General features: G+C 47.4%; 13 protein-coding genes. 5 read left to right on the forward strand and 8 right to left on the reverse strand.

What is annotated here, in order from left to right; all coding sequences use genetic code 11:
* Positions 1 to 124: 124 nt before the first annotated feature.
* Positions 125 to 1,489, forward strand: a complete 1,365-nt coding sequence (locus tag LEPBO_RS0107280) for an FAD-binding oxidoreductase (RefSeq protein WP_017286886.1) — start codon at positions 125 to 127, stop codon at positions 1,487 to 1,489.
* 112 nt (positions 1,490 to 1,601) lie between these two features.
* Here LEPBO_RS0107280 and LEPBO_RS41690 read toward each other — a convergent pair.
* Positions 1,602 to 2,716, reverse strand: a protein-coding gene (locus tag LEPBO_RS41690; RefSeq protein ID WP_096735585.1) for an IS630 family transposase whose coding sequence is annotated in 2 segments (ribosomal slippage) — positions 1,602 to 2,308 and positions 2,308 to 2,716 — 1,116 coding nt in all. Because the reading frame shifts where the segments join, the coding sequence is not laid out codon by codon here.
* Between the two features lie 71 nt (positions 2,717 to 2,787).
* Complete coding sequence (locus tag LEPBO_RS0107295; RefSeq protein ID WP_017286889.1) at positions 2,788 to 3,063, reverse strand: GlsB/YeaQ/YmgE family stress response membrane protein; 276 nt, start codon at positions 3,061 to 3,063, stop codon at positions 2,788 to 2,790.
* Between the two features lie 270 nt (positions 3,064 to 3,333).
* Here LEPBO_RS0107295 and LEPBO_RS0107300 point away from each other — a divergent pair, with 270 nt between their 5' ends.
* Complete coding sequence (locus LEPBO_RS0107300; RefSeq protein ID WP_081614724.1) at positions 3,334 to 4,050, forward strand: transposase family protein; 717 nt, start codon at positions 3,334 to 3,336, stop codon at positions 4,048 to 4,050.
* Between the two features lie 439 nt (positions 4,051 to 4,489).
* Here LEPBO_RS0107300 and LEPBO_RS0107305 read toward each other — a convergent pair whose 3' ends face one another.
* From LEPBO_RS0107305 to LEPBO_RS0107320, 4 genes are all read right to left on the reverse strand, one after another.
* Complete coding sequence (locus LEPBO_RS0107305) at positions 4,490 to 5,137, reverse strand: TMEM165/GDT1 family protein (RefSeq protein ID WP_017286891.1); 648 nt, start codon at positions 5,135 to 5,137, stop codon at positions 4,490 to 4,492.
* Positions 5,138 to 5,363: 226 nt separating this feature from the next.
* A complete protein-coding gene (locus LEPBO_RS0107310; protein ID WP_017286892.1) occupies positions 5,364 to 6,125 on the reverse strand; it encodes an ABC transporter permease in 762 nt (253 codons plus the stop codon).
* Between the two features lie 5 nt (positions 6,126 to 6,130).
* A complete protein-coding gene (locus LEPBO_RS0107315) occupies positions 6,131 to 6,958 on the reverse strand; it encodes an ABC transporter ATP-binding protein (RefSeq protein ID WP_017286893.1) in 828 nt (275 codons plus the stop codon).
* Positions 6,959 to 7,017: 59 nt separating this feature from the next.
* On the reverse strand, positions 7,018 to 8,136 hold the full coding sequence (locus LEPBO_RS0107320; RefSeq protein WP_026148474.1) for an ABC transporter substrate-binding protein: 1,119 nt from the start codon (positions 8,134 to 8,136) through the stop codon (positions 7,018 to 7,020).
* Between the two features lie 443 nt (positions 8,137 to 8,579).
* On the opposite strand from LEPBO_RS0107320, the gene LEPBO_RS0107325 reads away from it, so the two are divergent.
* Both LEPBO_RS0107325 and LEPBO_RS0107330 read left to right on the forward strand, forming a co-directional pair.
* Positions 8,580 to 9,284 (forward strand): GntR family transcriptional regulator, encoded by a 705-nt coding sequence (locus tag LEPBO_RS0107325; RefSeq protein WP_017286895.1) that lies wholly within the window; start codon positions 8,580 to 8,582, stop codon positions 9,282 to 9,284.
* A gap of 131 nt (positions 9,285 to 9,415) precedes the next feature.
* Entirely contained in the window at positions 9,416 to 11,194 is a 1,779-nt protein-coding gene (locus LEPBO_RS0107330; RefSeq protein ID WP_017286896.1) for an iron uptake porin, read from the forward strand.
* 95 nt (positions 11,195 to 11,289) lie between these two features.
* Here LEPBO_RS0107330 and LEPBO_RS0107335 read toward each other — a convergent pair whose 3' ends face one another.
* Complete coding sequence (locus LEPBO_RS0107335) at positions 11,290 to 12,420, reverse strand: methanobactin export MATE transporter MbnM (RefSeq protein WP_017286897.1); 1,131 nt, start codon at positions 12,418 to 12,420, stop codon at positions 11,290 to 11,292.
* On the reverse strand, positions 12,417 to 13,322 hold the full coding sequence (locus LEPBO_RS0107340; RefSeq protein ID WP_197693285.1) for an MbnP family copper-binding protein: 906 nt from the start codon (positions 13,320 to 13,322) through the stop codon (positions 12,417 to 12,419). The genes LEPBO_RS0107335 and LEPBO_RS0107340 overlap by 4 nt, the downstream gene beginning before the upstream one ends.
* 188 nt (positions 13,323 to 13,510) lie before the next feature.
* Here LEPBO_RS0107340 and LEPBO_RS36370 point away from each other — a divergent pair, with 188 nt between their 5' ends.
* Positions 13,511 to 16,300 carry a WD40 domain-containing protein gene (locus tag LEPBO_RS36370; RefSeq protein ID WP_017286900.1) on the forward strand — a complete coding sequence of 930 codons (2,790 nt, stop codon included), beginning with the start codon at positions 13,511 to 13,513 and terminating at the stop codon, positions 16,298 to 16,300.
* The last annotated feature ends 22 nt before the right edge of the window (positions 16,301 to 16,322 follow it).

A 16,322-nucleotide genomic window follows, 5' to 3' on the forward strand; every position in this document is an offset into this window, starting at 1 on the left:
GTAGTATTTGCCCGATGTACTTAGGGAATTTTGACAGCTGAACTGTCATTATCCTCTGCGAATTTTCTGAAATGCTCCTCAGTGTGTTTGTGTCTATGAAAGGCAAGCGATTTGGAACAATGCAATGGCTGAACTTACTGGAAAAGTCATTTACGCAGGCGAAGCAGGGTATGAAGATGCGCGGCTGAACTTCAATGCGCGATTTGCTGCCTCGCCGCTGTTGATTGTCTTCTGTCAGTCTGTGCAAGATGTCGTCAACGCTGTAAATTGGGCGCAAATGAGTGGAGTTCCGGTACGAGTTCGGAGTGGACGACACAGTTATGAGGCGTTTTCGGTTGCAGATGATGCGCTGATTATTGATCTCAACGATATGGAGCAGATTCGATTTGATCGCACTACAGGACAAGCTACCATCCAAGCTGGCGCAGAACTCGTTGCGATCTATGAAACTCTTGCGGCAGAGGGGGTCACAATTCCAGGTGGATCTTGTGCGACGGTAGGCATTACCGGATTAACGCTCGGAGGCGGCTATGGATTACTCGCTCGCTGGAAAGGATTGACTTGCGATAGCTTGCAAGCCGTAGAAATGGTGACGGCTAAGGGAAAACTCATTGTTGCGGATGCGACTCAGAATGCTGATTTGTTCTGGGCGTTGCGGGGTGGCGGAGGTGGAAATTTTGGCATTGTGACTGCGCTCAAGTTTCAAACTCATGCGATCGATAAAGTCACCATCTATCAACTCAAATGGGATGCGACTGAGATAGAACGGGTGATTCAACAATGGCAAGCTTTTGCACCAGACAGTGACGATCGTCATACGAGCATTTTGAAACTCACACCCGGAAACTCGGTCTATATCGTGGGTCAATTTGTGGGAACCGAAGCAGAATTACGCACTGTGCTCGCGCCTTTATTCGCGATCGCACCGAAAGAAACCGAGATCGAGACATTGCCTTACCTTGAAGCAGTCTATGCCTTTGCTGGATTAAAGCCAGATTATCCAAAACGCTTAGCTCATTGGCATGGTTCACAGACGAAATTTAAGAATGCTTCTGATTATGTTGTTCGTCCATTAAATGCAGAGGGCATTGCCACGGTTGTTAAATTCCTCAAGCAAGCACCCAGTCGAAATGTTGTGCTGCAATTTGATAGTTATGGCGGCGCGATCGCCAAAATTCCCCCTGATGCCACAGCGTTCTGCCATCGCCAAGTGAAGTGGAACATTCAATATCAAGCATATTGGACAAAACCGCAGGAGCAAGCTGCCCATATCAATTGGGTGCAAAATTTCCGCTCAGCCATGCAGCCGTATGTTACTGGGGGATGCTATGTGAATTACTGCGATCGCTCGATTAAAAACTGGCAAACCGCCTACTACGGAGGTAATTGGCAACGATTAAAGCGGGTGAAACAACAATACGATCCGGGTAATTTTTTCAGTTTTGAACAAAGTATTCCTGCGAATACCGGCGGTCGTGGATTGGCCTGAGTAATACTCGCTTTCGCAGCAGTCTTAGGACTAGGTGTAGAAAGACTGCTGCAGCGAAAACGACAAATCCTTACCTTCGCTCAATGACGTTAGTAGTAGTCCACCACGTTGATTATGAGGGTGAAATTTCTGGGTAAAGTCGCTTCAATTTAACCCTGGCATCCGTGCTGGTAAACTGCCAATCAATCGTTGCTTTTTGAGCATTGCGCTGTTGCTCCCAAGCTTGTACTTCCTGGCGCAAGGTTTCAAGGTCAGGTAAGCGACGGTCTAAGCATTGTCTGACCAGAATGGACAGTTCAATTTCGACCATATTCAGCCAACTGCCATGCTTTGGTGTGTAGTGCCACTCCAGTTTCTCCAAAATTCGACGTGCTTCTTGTGCTTCAAAGGTTTGATATAACGCAGCAGGCGAGTGAATGTTGAGATTGTCGAGGATTAACCGAATCTTCGTAGCCGTGGGGAACCACTCATCGACGAGTCGCTTGAGCCAGTGGGCAAAATCAGCATTAGTGCGGCGTTCGGTCACTTCTACATGCCGCCATCCCACGCGATGTTGGAAGGCAACAAACAGGTTGCAGGTGCCATTGCGTTCATATTGAAAGTCTTCGCGTTCTGGCTTGCCGGGTTCAGCAGGTATCGAGGGTTGTTTGTCGACCAGCAGTTGACAAGGACGCTCATCGACACAAACGACCGGATGTTGTTCGTCGTAGGGTTGCTTGTACAACTCCAGTACATCTTCCATGCGCCAGACAAAATCAGCACCCACTTCGGCGATACACCACTGCTGCTTCAACCACGGCTTAAGTTTGTTTTTTTCAGAATGCGCCGCACGGTTTCATCCGAAATGCTCTCGACTTTGTTCAAGGCGACTAAGCGATCTGCGAGCAGTTGCATCGTCCAGTTAGCACGTCCATCTGGTGCATCACTGCAAGCCGTGGCAATCAAAAAGGCTTCGGTTTTTCCGTCGAGTTTGCACGGCTTGCCAGGGCGAGGTTTCTCAGTGATTGCCTGATCAAGTCCCTGTTGCACGAACTTCTGACGGGTACGTTCCACCGTTGCCACACTCACACCCACACGCTCAGCAATGATTTGGTCTTTGTACCCTTGTTCACTCAGCAGGAGAATTTGCGATCGTTTAAAGGTTCGGACAGCAACCTTGCCCTTACTGGTGATCTCGACCAGACGTTGGCGCTGTTCATCAGTGAGTCGAATTTGACGTTTTGGCATGACAATGTTTCAGAGTGTTCATTGCCTAATCTACCTGAAACAACCTCACCCTGCAAAATCAACGTGGTGAACTAGTAGATTCTTCGGCGGCTGACGAAAGCATAGTAGAGCCACAAGGCAACGATAGCACCCATTACTGCAATCAATAGTCCAGGCAGGGTGAAGCCTACTGCACTGAGGGATAACGTTCCTGTAGTCAACAAGGTGTACAAGGTGCCACCGATAAAAGCACCAACAATTCCCAAAAGCATTGTTCCTAAAATGTTGCTGTCTTGATAGCCAGGATAAATTGCTTTGGCGATCGCTCCAGCTAATAGTCCTAAAATAACCCAAGCCAGAATACCCATAGTGATAATCTCCTGTTTAGACGTATTCAAAAATTAAATTAGGCAGAAAAAAGATGGTAGAACGGATTTTTTACCGCTCACCATCGAATGAAAAACTTGTTTCATTATATCCAGACTTCTCCGCATCGCAGTCGCTCATTAATAGGAATTGAATATGAGCAATTGTCGCGATGACTGCGGTATCTCCAACAGTTAGAAGCAGAATCCATTGCCCAACAGAACAGCCGAAAGATTCGGGTCAATGCTGCTGGAGCAGGTCGCCCAACAACGCTGAGTGCTGAAACCGAGATTCTGTTGTGCTTATACTACTTGCGACACTATCCAACCTTTGAGATTTTAGGCTTAACGTTTGAGGTGAGTTCCAGCCAAGCTCATGCGGTAATGCACTATTGGGTGCAGTTTTTGCGCCAAGCTTTGCCAGCGAGCCTGTTTGAGGAATTTGAAGAGTGCGAGGTAGCTTGGTCTGTGGTTACAGAAATGCTGACCGAATGGGAATTGATAGTCGATAGTACGGAGCAGGTGCGTCAACGACCCGGTGACTCAGACCAACAGACACAATACTACTCCGGCAAAAAGAAGCAAACGACTTACAAACAATCGGTGATTGGCTTGCCCGATGGCAGCGATATCGTGGATGCCATCGTTGCCCATCCCGGTCCGAGTGCCGATATCACCTTGTTCCGGCAACAGCAGTCCCAGTTTCAAGACGTGCAAACGTTTGCGGGAGACAAAGCCTATCAAGGGGCAGACCGCACTCGCACTCCACACAAGAAGCCAAAAGGACGGGAACTGAGTGAAGCGCAAACCCAAGCCAATCGCATTTTTGCAGGAGAACGCATTTTGATTGAACACTTGATGCGTCATCTCAAAATCTTCCGTGCTGCCAAAGAGATTGTGCGGTTGAGAAAAGACAATTATGCACAAGTCATCTTAGCCATTTGTGGATTAGTTCGACTGCGATTAGGCGCGATTGAACTGCCCGTTTAAGAAGTAGAAAAAACCGGAGGTGAGGGTGATGTAAGTCCTCGATCTTGATGGTTCATTGCTGATAGAAACTGCTGTAAACCCGCATGATTACGTCCGGCAACTATCCTGGTGAGATTGCCCTCAAAGCCAGGAACAGTATCGCTTGTAAATTTCTGGAAAGGTCTTTTGAATAAAGATAGAATTCTTCAGTAATTTGTTTTAACGGTTTCGTTCTGTCGTGTAGATGCTTGCCATCTATGTGCAATATATAGGATGTCTCTAGCTCAAGCGACCTTCCTTGAGAGAGAAGGTCACTCAGCTTTGAGAAGGAAAATCATTGAGAACTTGAAAACTTGGGGTAGAGTAACGGAATTCGAGAAAATGATCATTCTAGTGCGGGCGCAATCGCGAGGAATCTGCACTGCGAAACTGAGCAGTGCAGGTTTTAGTAAAGAAGAAGTTAAGCAGGCTGTACCCAAGTTACGATCGCAAACACAAAGAACAATAAGCCCCCCACGATCGTCACTGTTCGCTCTGAAATTCGAGACGCGATCAATCGACCGCCAAATACGGCGATCGCACAACAGATCGCATGTCCCAAAATTGCACCGAGCGTCACTCCGATTAAATTCTTCGAGGCTCCTAGTGCCATCGTGGTAATTTGAGTGCGATCGCCCCACTCGGCAATAAAGGTCAGCGTAAAGGCTTCCAACATAATTGCAAGACGGGTTTTCTTCTTGAGATTTGCCTCTGCTTGGAAAACCGCTTCTATGGCTTCTTTCTCCGCCTCAGAAGCACATTCCGAGTTATCCAGCAGCGATTTGTCTTGGCACTCCGGCTTCATTTTGCTGGCATCGTAGAGCATTTTGAATCCAAACACTGTGAATAACACGATCGTGCCGTAATGCACCCAACTTTGAGGCAAAACATTCGCAGCTTGTCCAAGTAGAACCGAAAGGATCGTCATGGTAGCTAATGCCAACATTGATCCCAGAAATACAAACCGCCGCGAATGTCGCATTGCTAAACACATCGAGATAAAGAACGTCTTATCGCCCAATTCCCCGATCGTGATAAACAATAATCCAGCTGTAAATGCCTCTAACATCAGGCTTCCTCTCAGTCAGTTGATAATGAACTGAGCAAGCTTGATGAAAGACAAAAGACCTCACCAAGCTCACTGCAATTCGTGAACTTAGTGAAGGTCTCGCTTCCAAGTAAAAAAGCTTCTTGTCGCTTGAACCAGGCTCATCGCCAGTATGTTGACTCAAGCGGGCTGAACAAATGTCAGCAGCTACTCCCCTTCAAACTGAATTGATTATACAGGAGATGGGCTACCGCGCCCAATAAATTACTTTTTTCTCAACTAGAACGAAAAAGCCATACAGCAAAATTCCCATCAGTGCCAGAATCAGCAACGCTGCAAAGGCTAAGGGAACATTGAAATCCGAGGTGGCCTGCACAATCAAAAAGCCGAGTCCTGCATTGGAAGCCACGGATTCAGAAATGACCGTTCCAATAAATGCAAATGAAGCGGCAATTTTCAGCGATGCAAAAATGTAGGGTAGGGTGTGAGGCCAACCAATTTTCTGGAACGCTTCGACCTGATTTGCGCCTAATGCCCGCAGCACATCTTTCATTTCTGGCTCAACGGTGTCTAATCCGAGCGCCACATTCACCGCGATCGGGAAGAAAGCCAGCAAAAATGCAGTTAACGTCGCTGGAATTGCATTCGCGCCAAACCAAATGGCGAGCAGCGGCACTAATGCAGCTTTGGGAATCGTGTTAAATGCCACAAGCAGGGGGTACAGCGTCAGATAAGCTGTCCGTGAATACCCAATAATGAATCCAAGTACCACTCCGACTGCAACGGCGATAATGAACCCTAGCATCGTTGTCCAAAGCGTGCGGATCGCATTGACAGTGAGCTGCGGTGCAAAATTGATCAAAGCATTGAGGATATTGGTGGGTGCAGGCAAGTTGAAGGGCGGGATCTTAAAAATGATCACGACCAATTCCCAGACGATGAAGAGGACAACAGTTGCAATGAAGGGCAACACAAAGCCTGCTGACTTTGATTTCAGAAATTTTTCCATCGGTGCTAGTTGTGCTGAATGTGTTTGCGAATGCTGGCAAAGTAGTGATTAAACTCGTCGCTTAGCTCCATTTCCAAGGTTCTTGGACGGGGGAGATCAATCTTGACTTCATAGATAATTGAGCTAGGACGCGCGCCCATCACATAGACGGTATCGGATAAAAAGACCGCTTCTCGTAAGTCATGCGTAATCAAAATACCGACGCATTTGACCTTCATCCACAGGTTTTGCAGCATCCCCCACATTTCCTCGCGGGTAAAAGCATCTAATGCTCCGAACGGCTCGTCGAGGAGCAGAATTTCTGGGCTATGAATCAGCGATCGACACAAAGAAGCCCGTTGTCTCATCCCACCGGACAACTGCCAAGGATATTGCTTCTGAAAATCTTGTAAGCGCACCGTTGCCAGCAGATCTTGCGCCATGCGCACATACTCTTCTTTGCGCTGACGATAGTTTTTCTTGTACGAATCGACGATTTCGAGTGGCAGCATCACATTGTCGATCGTATTGCGCCACGGCAGCATGACTGGATTCTGAAAGGCAATTCCAGTATTGCGCAGGGGCTTTTTAATCGGTGTGCCGCGATAGCGAATTTCCCCGATCGGAGCCGGACTCAAGCCTGAGACCATCCGCAAAATTGAAGTCTTCCCACATCCACTGGGACCGACAAACGACACAAACTCACCTGGTTGGATCGAGAGATTCACTTCTTGAATAATCCGTCGCATTTTCCCTTCAAACGGATACTCCAATCCAACCCGATCAAACTCCAATAATGGCTCTCCAGATGACGAACCAGAATTGACCGATAGAGAATCAACCTGTGGCTGCATAATTCCTCAAGATGTAAATGAAAAAAGGGCTGAACAGTTCAGCCCTGGTGTGAACGAGGTTAGGACAACGGTTTACGATCGCTGGGCAAAGTCCGCTGCTCTTTCGGGGGCAAGAACTTGTCGGTATAAATATCTGCGACAGATGGCGTCGTTTTTAAGCCAAACCCTTCGGCGGTTTGCTTCAAGGTTTTCTCTAGCCGCGCCGGATCAACACTGCCTAGCCCGATTTGCTCCACTTCAGGACTGATAAACATCCGCTCCAAGGCAACTTGTAGTCGCACCTTCTCAGCTTCGCGATCCATCAGCTTTGAATCATCTGATGCCATGACCGCATCCAGTCCTGCCGTTGGGTCTTTCAGCACATCCTGCAAGCCACGCATGTAAGCTTTGACGAATGCTCTCACGGTGTCAGGATTTTGCTCGACAAAGCTGGCTTTGGCTAAAATGGCGTTGCCATAAAAGTCCATGCCATTGTCGTTGTAGTAGAAAATATTGATGTCCTCTAGCTTCTTGCCGCCTTTGAGCAGACTGGGCAATGCAGAGGTTGAGAATCCACTGATCGCATCGACTTGACCTTGAAGTAAAAAGCTTTCCCGAAGTCGGGGTTCCATGGTCGTCCACTCTACAGATTTGGGATCAAAGCCGACTTCCTTGGCGAGCACGGGAAAGAGTTTGCGAGGCCCATCGCCGGTGGGTGCGCCTAGCTTCTTGCCAACGAGGTCTTTGGGAGAATTAATCCCTTTCTCCTTGAGGGTCAAAATTGCAAAAGGTGCTCTACTCTGCGTCACCGCCACCGCAATCACTTTATCATTCGGGTTTTTCTCATTGAATTCCAGCGCGTTGTACATGTCGCTGAAAGACAGATCAAATTTTCCAGTCCCGAGTTTGCTAATGGTGTCTGCGTTGCCGAATCCTCGTTCATAGGAGACATTCAAGCCTTCTTGAGCGAAGTAGCCTTTGTTCATGGCAACAATCAAGGGAGCATCTAAGCTCTGTTTCAAAAACGAAAGTTGCACGCGAACGGCTTTGAGTCCTTGCTGATTGGCGGCAGGGCTAGCCGAGTTAGCAGAACTGCCTGTTGGAGCCGTAGCCGTGGGCTGAGAGGCGCATCCTCCGAAAACCACGATCGATGCCGCAATTAAGGATAGGCTTGATAAACGTCTTGATATCTTACTCACAATCATTCTCCAGCGTTAAATGTCAGCGAAACCGCAAAATCCGCAAAGATGTATAAGATGGGTTGTAGGGTTAGGAAGATAGCGCGCTGAGTGAAGGCGTTGCGGATTGAGTACAGCATCGCTGCTCTTACGAAGCCCGTAAATAACAAGGCTTGTAGTGCATACAGGATACAAAACTTCCCTTAGAGCATTATTGAGATCATCTATCCTGCTTTCTGTATCTTTCGTTACTGGGTTTAGAGTTTCTTAAGCGCTTGGATGATTTCCAAACTAATATAAAAATTTTTATATACTTCCCTTTCCTGCCAGTTTGAAAGATGAATGATGAAGAAACTCGACCATTCACGCTTTCAACGTTTACGAAGTAAATTTTTGTGGTTTAGCGTCGAAAATATTGCCCGATCGCTTATCAAGTTTTTTAGAGCGAGGACTCTATTGTGCTGATGTCTGGTCAATCTCTCCAACGTGCTCAATTGCTTCATGAACAGACCTATCAAATGTTGCGCAGTGCGATTCTGTCTGGGGAACTGGCTGCTGGCTGTCGTTTGATTGAAACCCAACTTGCCGACCAGTTGCAAGTGAGCCGAACGCCGATTCGAGAAGCCCTGCGGTTATTGCAACGCGATCATTTGGTGACGACTGATGCTCAGGGAGCGATGCGAGTCGCAGTGTTATCGATCAAGGATGCAATCCAACTCTATGATTGCCGGATTGCGCTAGAGCAATTATCGGTTTCTGCGGCGTGTGGAACTGCGAGTGATGAGCAAATTCAATGCATTGAAAGCGCCTTGCAACAAGCAGAAAAAGCAAGTTTGACTCCCGCAAATTCGCTCACTCCGTATCAGCTTTTGCATTTGGATTATCAATTTCATCGCTCAGTTGCGGAGAGTTCTAGTAATACGTGGCTGGTGCAGATTTTAGATCAGGTGTTCGATAAGATGGCGCTGCTGAGATTGAGAACGATCGAGCATAACCCGAATGTTTTAGAAATTCGCGGGGAACATCGCCGCGTCTTAGAAGCGATTCGCCAGCGGGATGCTCTCGCCGCGATGCAAGCCATTCAGTATCACTTAATCGCGAGTAAGGAGCGAGTCGTACAAGAAATTCAAGAGTTAGAAGCCTTACTTACGACAGAGGCGGAAAGTTAGGAAATGCTGTTCTCCAGCAAAAGTATGTATACAGCACTACAGAAGATTAAATTGTGCTCGCTGTATTTATTAGGTCAGTAATAAGTCTGTATACCGGATACGATCCGGGTGGTGGTGGAGTGAATAAATCTATGAATAAGCGGCTTCTGTTAGCCCCGGCTGCTGCATGGATAGCGAGCCTTGGGTTCGCTTCGAGTGTGAGTGCAGAATCAGCGATCGAGCAAAAACCAGCAGCGGATGGAATGCAGCGCTTTGCTCCTCTTTCCCAGCTTGAGACTTCTGAATCGAAGTCTGTGCCTGCAAGCGTGAGTCAGGTTACTTCTGTTTCGCAACTTTCAGACGTGAGACCGACCGATTGGGCGTTTCAAGCTCTGCAATCCTTGGTTGAGCGATATGGATGTATTGCAGGCTATCCTGACCGAACCTATCGCGGCAATCGGGCATTGACGCGATACGAGTTTGCCGCCGGGTTAAATGCGTGTCTCGATCGAGTGAATGAACTGATTGCGGCTGCAACTGCCGATTTGGTCAAGAAAGAAGATTTAGCAAGACTACAGAAACTGCAGGAAGAATTTGCTGCAGAACTTGCAACGTTACGAGGTCGAGTCGATGCTTTAGAAGCAAAAGTAACGACGCTCGAAAAACAACAATTCTCAACCACGACAAAGCTCACCGGGAATGTCTGGTTTAATCTCACGGGCGCTTTTCCCAGTGGAGATATCACCGCAGAACGAAATCCCGCAGGCGGGGGAAATAGTGCTTTTGCGCCGCCTGTGCGAGGAGCGGGTGGAGTGCCTTCGCGGGTTCAGCGCCGCAATGTAAATCCGACATTTAGCTACTATACGTTCTTAAACTTAACCACTTCGTTTACAGGGCGAGATCAGTTAGTCACTCAGCTTGTTTCTGGAAACGGCAACTCCCCAGCCAATCAGTTAGTATCTTCGGGCTTTTTTAACTCTTGGGGAACTCCTTTCTTGGATCAAACCGGATTGCCTCCGAATTCAGGACTAGCAATTCGTGAGTTGTTTTACTCGTTTCCGCTCAATGATGCAGTTCGAGTTGTTGTTGGTCCGAGAGTCAACTTCTATCGCCACTTTGATCAAAATCGGTTTACCTTTTACTTGACAGGGACAAGTAGCTTTAACTCGAATGGAAGTACGTTGTCCAATGCAGTCGATCGCGGTTCGGGAGCGGTCGTTGCTTGGAACATTAATAAACAACTACGCCTCACAGCAGCTTATTTAGCTGAGAATACAGAATTTCTCAACTCTGCTGCGGGGTTCAATACTTCGAGCAATCCGGCTAGAGGACTATTCAAGGGCACAAATACGCTCAGTGCTGAATTAGCTTATGCTCCGAGTCCTAGCTTTAATTTCCGGTTTTTGTATACACGATCGAATCTTGACCCGACGAATGGCTTTGCAGGAGGTTCAGCAGGTGAACCGTTGCCTTACGGTTTTGCAGATGATGGATTTGGGGGGCGAGTCCGAGAGTCAACTTCGGATGCGTTTATTGCAAACTTTGATTGGTTGATTACGCCGAGATTTGGAATTTTTGGGCGGTATTCTTATGGACGTACCAACATCAATCCGGTGAATCCTGTGCGCGCGGGTGGTGATGTGAAGGTGCAATCTTTCCAAGCGGGATTGGGTTTCCCGGATTTGGGTAAGAAAGGGGCGTTGGGCGTGATTTCGTTTGTGATGCCACATGACTACATTGATGGTCGGGAATTTTTACTGTCAGGTGGAGGTGATGGTGGAACGCAGTACGATTTAGAAGTGTCTTACTACTATCCGTTGACGCGAAATATTGCGATCGTGCCTTCGTTCTATGCGATTTTTAACGCGAACAATTTCGAGAGTAATCCGACCGTGTTTGTAGGAAATGTTCGCACCCAGTTTAGTTTCTAGAAGTAACGATTGACTCGAAGTGTCAAAGATATTCTGCTGCTCTCTTAACAGGATCGTTGAGAGAGCAGCAGAATAAAGTCTTTCATTTGCAATCCTCAGGAATTTGGATTGCTAAACGCTGGATTTTGGATGAACGATTCATCAGTCAAGCTTTGCAGAAAAGCGAGGAGATCTTGCTTTTCTCGATCGCTCAATTGAAACCCTTTAACAAATGAACTTTTGAAAGGATTCTCGCTGCCGATCCCGGCAAATGCGCCTGCATGAATCGTTCGTCCGCCTGCTTTGTAATGTTCAATTACTTTTTCGAGAGATGCGATCGAGCCATCGTGCATATAGGGTGCAGTCAAAGCAATATTGCGGAGGCTCGGAGCCTTGAATCGACCCATATCAGAGGGTTTGAGTGTGATTTCCTGAATTCCAGTGTTATTGCTTGGATAAGCGCCTTTTCCATCTAGGTTGTAAAGCCCAGTATTGTGAAACGCAATCTCATGAAAAGCTAAACGCGAATGTTTTACAGAATCCGAGAAATTGATTCCCCCGTGACAGTGAAAACATTCGAGCCGTTCACTTTCAAATAAGGCTGCACCCCGTTTTGCTGCATCTGAAATGGCGCGATCGTTGCCTCCATATCGATACTGATCGTAAGGCGAATTGAATGATACTAACGTGCGCTCGAAAGCTGCGATCGCTTTTGCCAAATTTTTAATGCTGACCTCTCCATCAAAAGCAGCTTTGAACAATTTGGAATACTTCGGATCGTTCTGCAACATTGCTAGGATTTCTTGCTCTTTGCCGACCATGCCCATCTCGATCGGATGCTCTCCAAACAAGGGCACGAGCAATTGATCTTCTAAATTGATCAAGTTGGGATTTGCCCAAGTGAGTACCGAATTGTAGGCAACATTGGTTAAGCTCATCGCATTGCGAGGATGAGAATCCCCTGTTGCTCCGATCGAGACAGATTTCTTCTCGGTGAATGCTCTCGATTGTTCATGACACGTTGCACAAGAAAACTCACCTGTAATCGACAAGCGTTTTTCATAAAACAAGTGCCGTCCTAGCTCAACCTTGGCATTGCTCATGGGATTATCTGCCGGGACAATAGGCGTGGGTGTCCAATCCGGCAGATTCCATTGATAGCGCTCGGTTGCAAGAGCCGAACTCAATCCCACAGACAAGCAGAATGAGAGAACTGCCAGAACGATTAACGTGAGAAAGCGCTTCATTGTTTCGGAGCAACACGAAAGAAGGTTTGACGGGCAGGTTGTCCGTTCCAAGGTAAACCGAAGTTTCTCATCACTCCAGCACAATCGCCGTCTTTTGGATCAGACATGCAGCCGAGTGGTGTTTCAGGCTGATTTTTTGCAAGATTTGTATTGGCAACGAGCGCCATGATGTCGGCAGCAATTGCATCTTGTTCTGGATTGAAATTATTCAAAGTAATCGTTGAAGTATTGGGATTTTTGCAGCTTTCTGGTTTTTGTGCTCCACCCATACAGCCAGTACTTCCCAAGTGAATGATAAATCCAGCCCGATCGCGATGATGGGCAGGCGTTTTACCTGGAGCATCATGCTTGGAATGTGCTGACATCGCAGGCGTGAAGTCAATTCGAGCGAATTTGTAGCCCGCTCGCCAATTCCACCAGAGCGAAGTCAGATTCAGCGGAGAAGGCGCGATCGCAGCATCATTGTGATTGAGATTAAACGGCACTCCTAAAGTAAACTTTACGCCTTTGTAAGTTCCTTTTGGAACTGTGCCAACAATGCGATCGTTGGTGTCGATCGTGCCATTAGAACACATGCCAGATTTGTTTTCAAAATCGATCAATGCCACATTCTGATACTGCCATTTCTGATCTTGTGTGAGGGTAACGGGCACTGTGCGACCCTGAGCATCAATCAATGCGGCTTCCGAGACATAGAACCGAAAATCAGTTGGGTTAACAGAAATCGCAGGTGTCCCAAGCGAGTAAGCGGCATCGCATCGAAAAACTTGCTGCCCCGCCATGCCGCGAAACTGAATCGTAATCGGCTGCGTTTCCTGCGCCGCTACACGTTGAGCCATCAAACAAGACGCGATCGAAAGTCCAAACAGAGAAACACCAATCTTCATAAACTGCACGTTCACAGGTCGTTCCAACTCTAAAACAGGCGTAGCTTGGATTCAAAAGACGGCTTGTAGTACTCTATCGTTTCTCCATCACTCCACTCCCTACTACACTCGATCGCTGACCTAAAAATGCTTCGAGCATCTCCGTAAAACGCAAGTAGAATTTAGTATCTTTTTTATCCAAGCAGAAAACCGCTTTTGCTGCCATGACTGATGTTTTTATCTCCTATTCTCGGAAAGATAAGCTCTTTGTGGAGCGGCTGCACAATGCGCTGAAAGACCAAGGACGCGAAACTTGGGTGGATTGGCAGGATATTCCACTGACCGCAGATTGGTGGCAGGAGATTGAGCGTGGAATTGAAGGGACTGCGACCTTTGTGTTTATCTTGAGTCCAGATTCGATCGCGTCAGAAGTCTGCACTCGTGAAATCAATCATGCGGTCAAACATAACAAGCGACTTGTGCCGATTGTGTATCGCGAAGGCTTTGGGCAAACTCATCCGGCACTCGCAAGACATAACTGGCTGTTTTTTCGAGAATCGGATGACTTCGATCGTGGGTTTCAGCAGTTAACAACTGCGATCGAGACGGATTTAGAGTACGTGAAATCGCATACTCGCTTGGAAGTTAGAGCGATCGAGTGGGAGCAACATCAGCGCAACGAGAGCTATTTGTTACGAGGAGCAGATTTAGAAGCCGCAGAAACCGCATTGCTGCGCGGGACAGGAAAGCACCCGCAACCGACCGAACGACAGGGACAGTATGTGAATGCAAGCCGTGAGGCAGAGCGCAAGCAACGGCGCAAAGAAGCGAGACGGCAACAAGCATTTTTGACTGGGGTCGGAACATTCGCGTTACTAGCATTAGGATCTGCGGGGGTTGCCTTTCAACAGCGACAAGAAGCGATCGAGCGAAAAGTCAATGCGGAGTTAAATGCTCAAAGCCTCAGCGCGTTAAATCTGTTCTCATCTCATCTGGAGATTGAAGCTTTACTCGCAGGGCTGAAGGCAGGACAACAGATCAAACAAGCAAACCTTCAGATCGACAATACAGCAATGCAGGTTGCGACAACGCTGCACCAGTTAATTTACGGGGTGAAGGAACGCACGCGACTGGAAGGACATAGCCTTGCTGTCAATAGTGTGAGTTTTAGCCCCGATGGCAACACGATCGCGACTGGCAGTGGAGACAATACAGCCAAACTCTGGAGCAAAGATGGTCAATTACTCAAGACCCTTGAAGGACATACTGGCTTTGTCCATAGTGTGAGTTTTAGTCCCGATGGTCAAACGATCGCGACTGCAAGTTGGGATAACACAGCTAAACTCTGGAATTTGAATGGACAATTACTCAAAACGTTTGAAGGGCACGAATCTTATGTCAACAGCGTGAGTTTCAGCCCTGATGGTAAAACGATCGCAACAGGCGGTTTTGACAATACAATCAAGCTCTGGAGCAGAGATGGGCAATTACTCAAAACGCTCAAGGGTCATAGCAACCCTGTCTTCAGTGTGAGTTTTAGTCCTGATGGTCAAACAATTGCGACAGGCAGCAATGATAAAACAGTGAAACTGTGGAGTAAAGATGGACAACTCCTTAAAACACTCAAAGGTCATAGTGGTACTGTACATAGTATAAGTTTTAGCCCTGACGGTAAAATTCTTGCCACAGGCAGTAGTGACAATACGGTTAAGCTGTGGAGCCTTGAAGGTCGAGTCCTGAGAACGCTCAATGGGCTGGGTCGGGGAATCTCTAGTGTGAGCTTTAGCCCCGATGGCAAGATGATTGCTGGCGCGAGTGAGAATGCTGCTCAATTGTGGAGCATTGAGGGGCAAGAACTGGGTGTATTCAATGGACATAAAGAGTATGTGCTGAGTCTCAGCTTTAGTCCTGATAGCAAAACGATCGCGACAAGCAGTAATGATGGTACAGCAAGAGTATGGAGCATTGAAGGTCAAGGGCTGAAAACTCTCAAAGGGCATGATGACCGCTTACATAGTGTGAGTTTTAGTCCCGATGGTCAGACGATCGCAACGAGTAGTCAGGACAACACAGTCAAGCTATGGAATAGAAACGGGCAAGTTCTCAGAACCCTCAAAGGACATATGTCCGGTGTCGTGTTTATCAGGTTTAGTCCGGACGGTACAACGATCGCGACAGCTAGCTATGACGATACAGTCAAACTCTGGAATCGAGAAGGGCAAGAACTTAAAACCTTGAAGGGGCATGATTATACTGTGACCAGTGTGAGCTTTAGTCCAGATGGTCAAACGATCGCGACAGGCAGTGACGATAAGACCGTAAAGTTGTGGAATTTAGATGGGCAAGTTCTCAAAACCTTTAAGGGACACGATGAGTCTGTAAAAAGTGTGAGCTTCAGTTCCAACGGTAAAATGCTTGCCACAGGTAGCTATGACAAGACTGTAAAGTTGTGGAATTTGGATGGGCAAGTTCTCAAAACCTTTAAAGGTCATGACTGGTCTGTGGAAAGTGTGAGCTTTAGTCCTGATAGCAAGCTGCTTGTGACAAGTAGTGGTGACAAGACAGCAAGATTATGGAATTTGGACGGGCAACTTCTTAGAACTTTCAAAGGGCATAGTGGTTCTGTGAACAGTGTGAGCTTTAGTCCTGATGGCAAGACGATCGCGACGGGGAGTGAAGACAAGACGATCCGATTGTGGAATCTAGACGGACAAATGCTGAGTACCTTGAAAGGGCAGAACAGCCCGATCAAGAGTATCAGTTTCAGTCCAAATCCGAGTCATCTTCTGCTTGCTTCTGCGGGTGAAGATGGAGCAGCTATTCTCTGGAATTTCGACTTAGATGACTTGCAACAGCAAGGGTGTCAGTGGCTCGATGGTTATCTTAAATACAATCCAAATGGCAAGCAATACCAAGACCTGTGCAGGGATGTTGTTCCGAAGTCTATCAGTGATGATCCGAATCCTTGGGGAAAACCCCTCGCTTTTCTGACAAAGCTATTCCAGCGATCGTAATCGAACAGCACAGCAGCGAATG

Origin of the sequence: Leptolyngbya boryana PCC 6306 (genome assembly GCF_000353285.1) — a bacterium.
GTDB lineage: Bacteria > Cyanobacteriota > Cyanobacteriia > Leptolyngbyales > Leptolyngbyaceae > Leptolyngbya > Leptolyngbya boryana.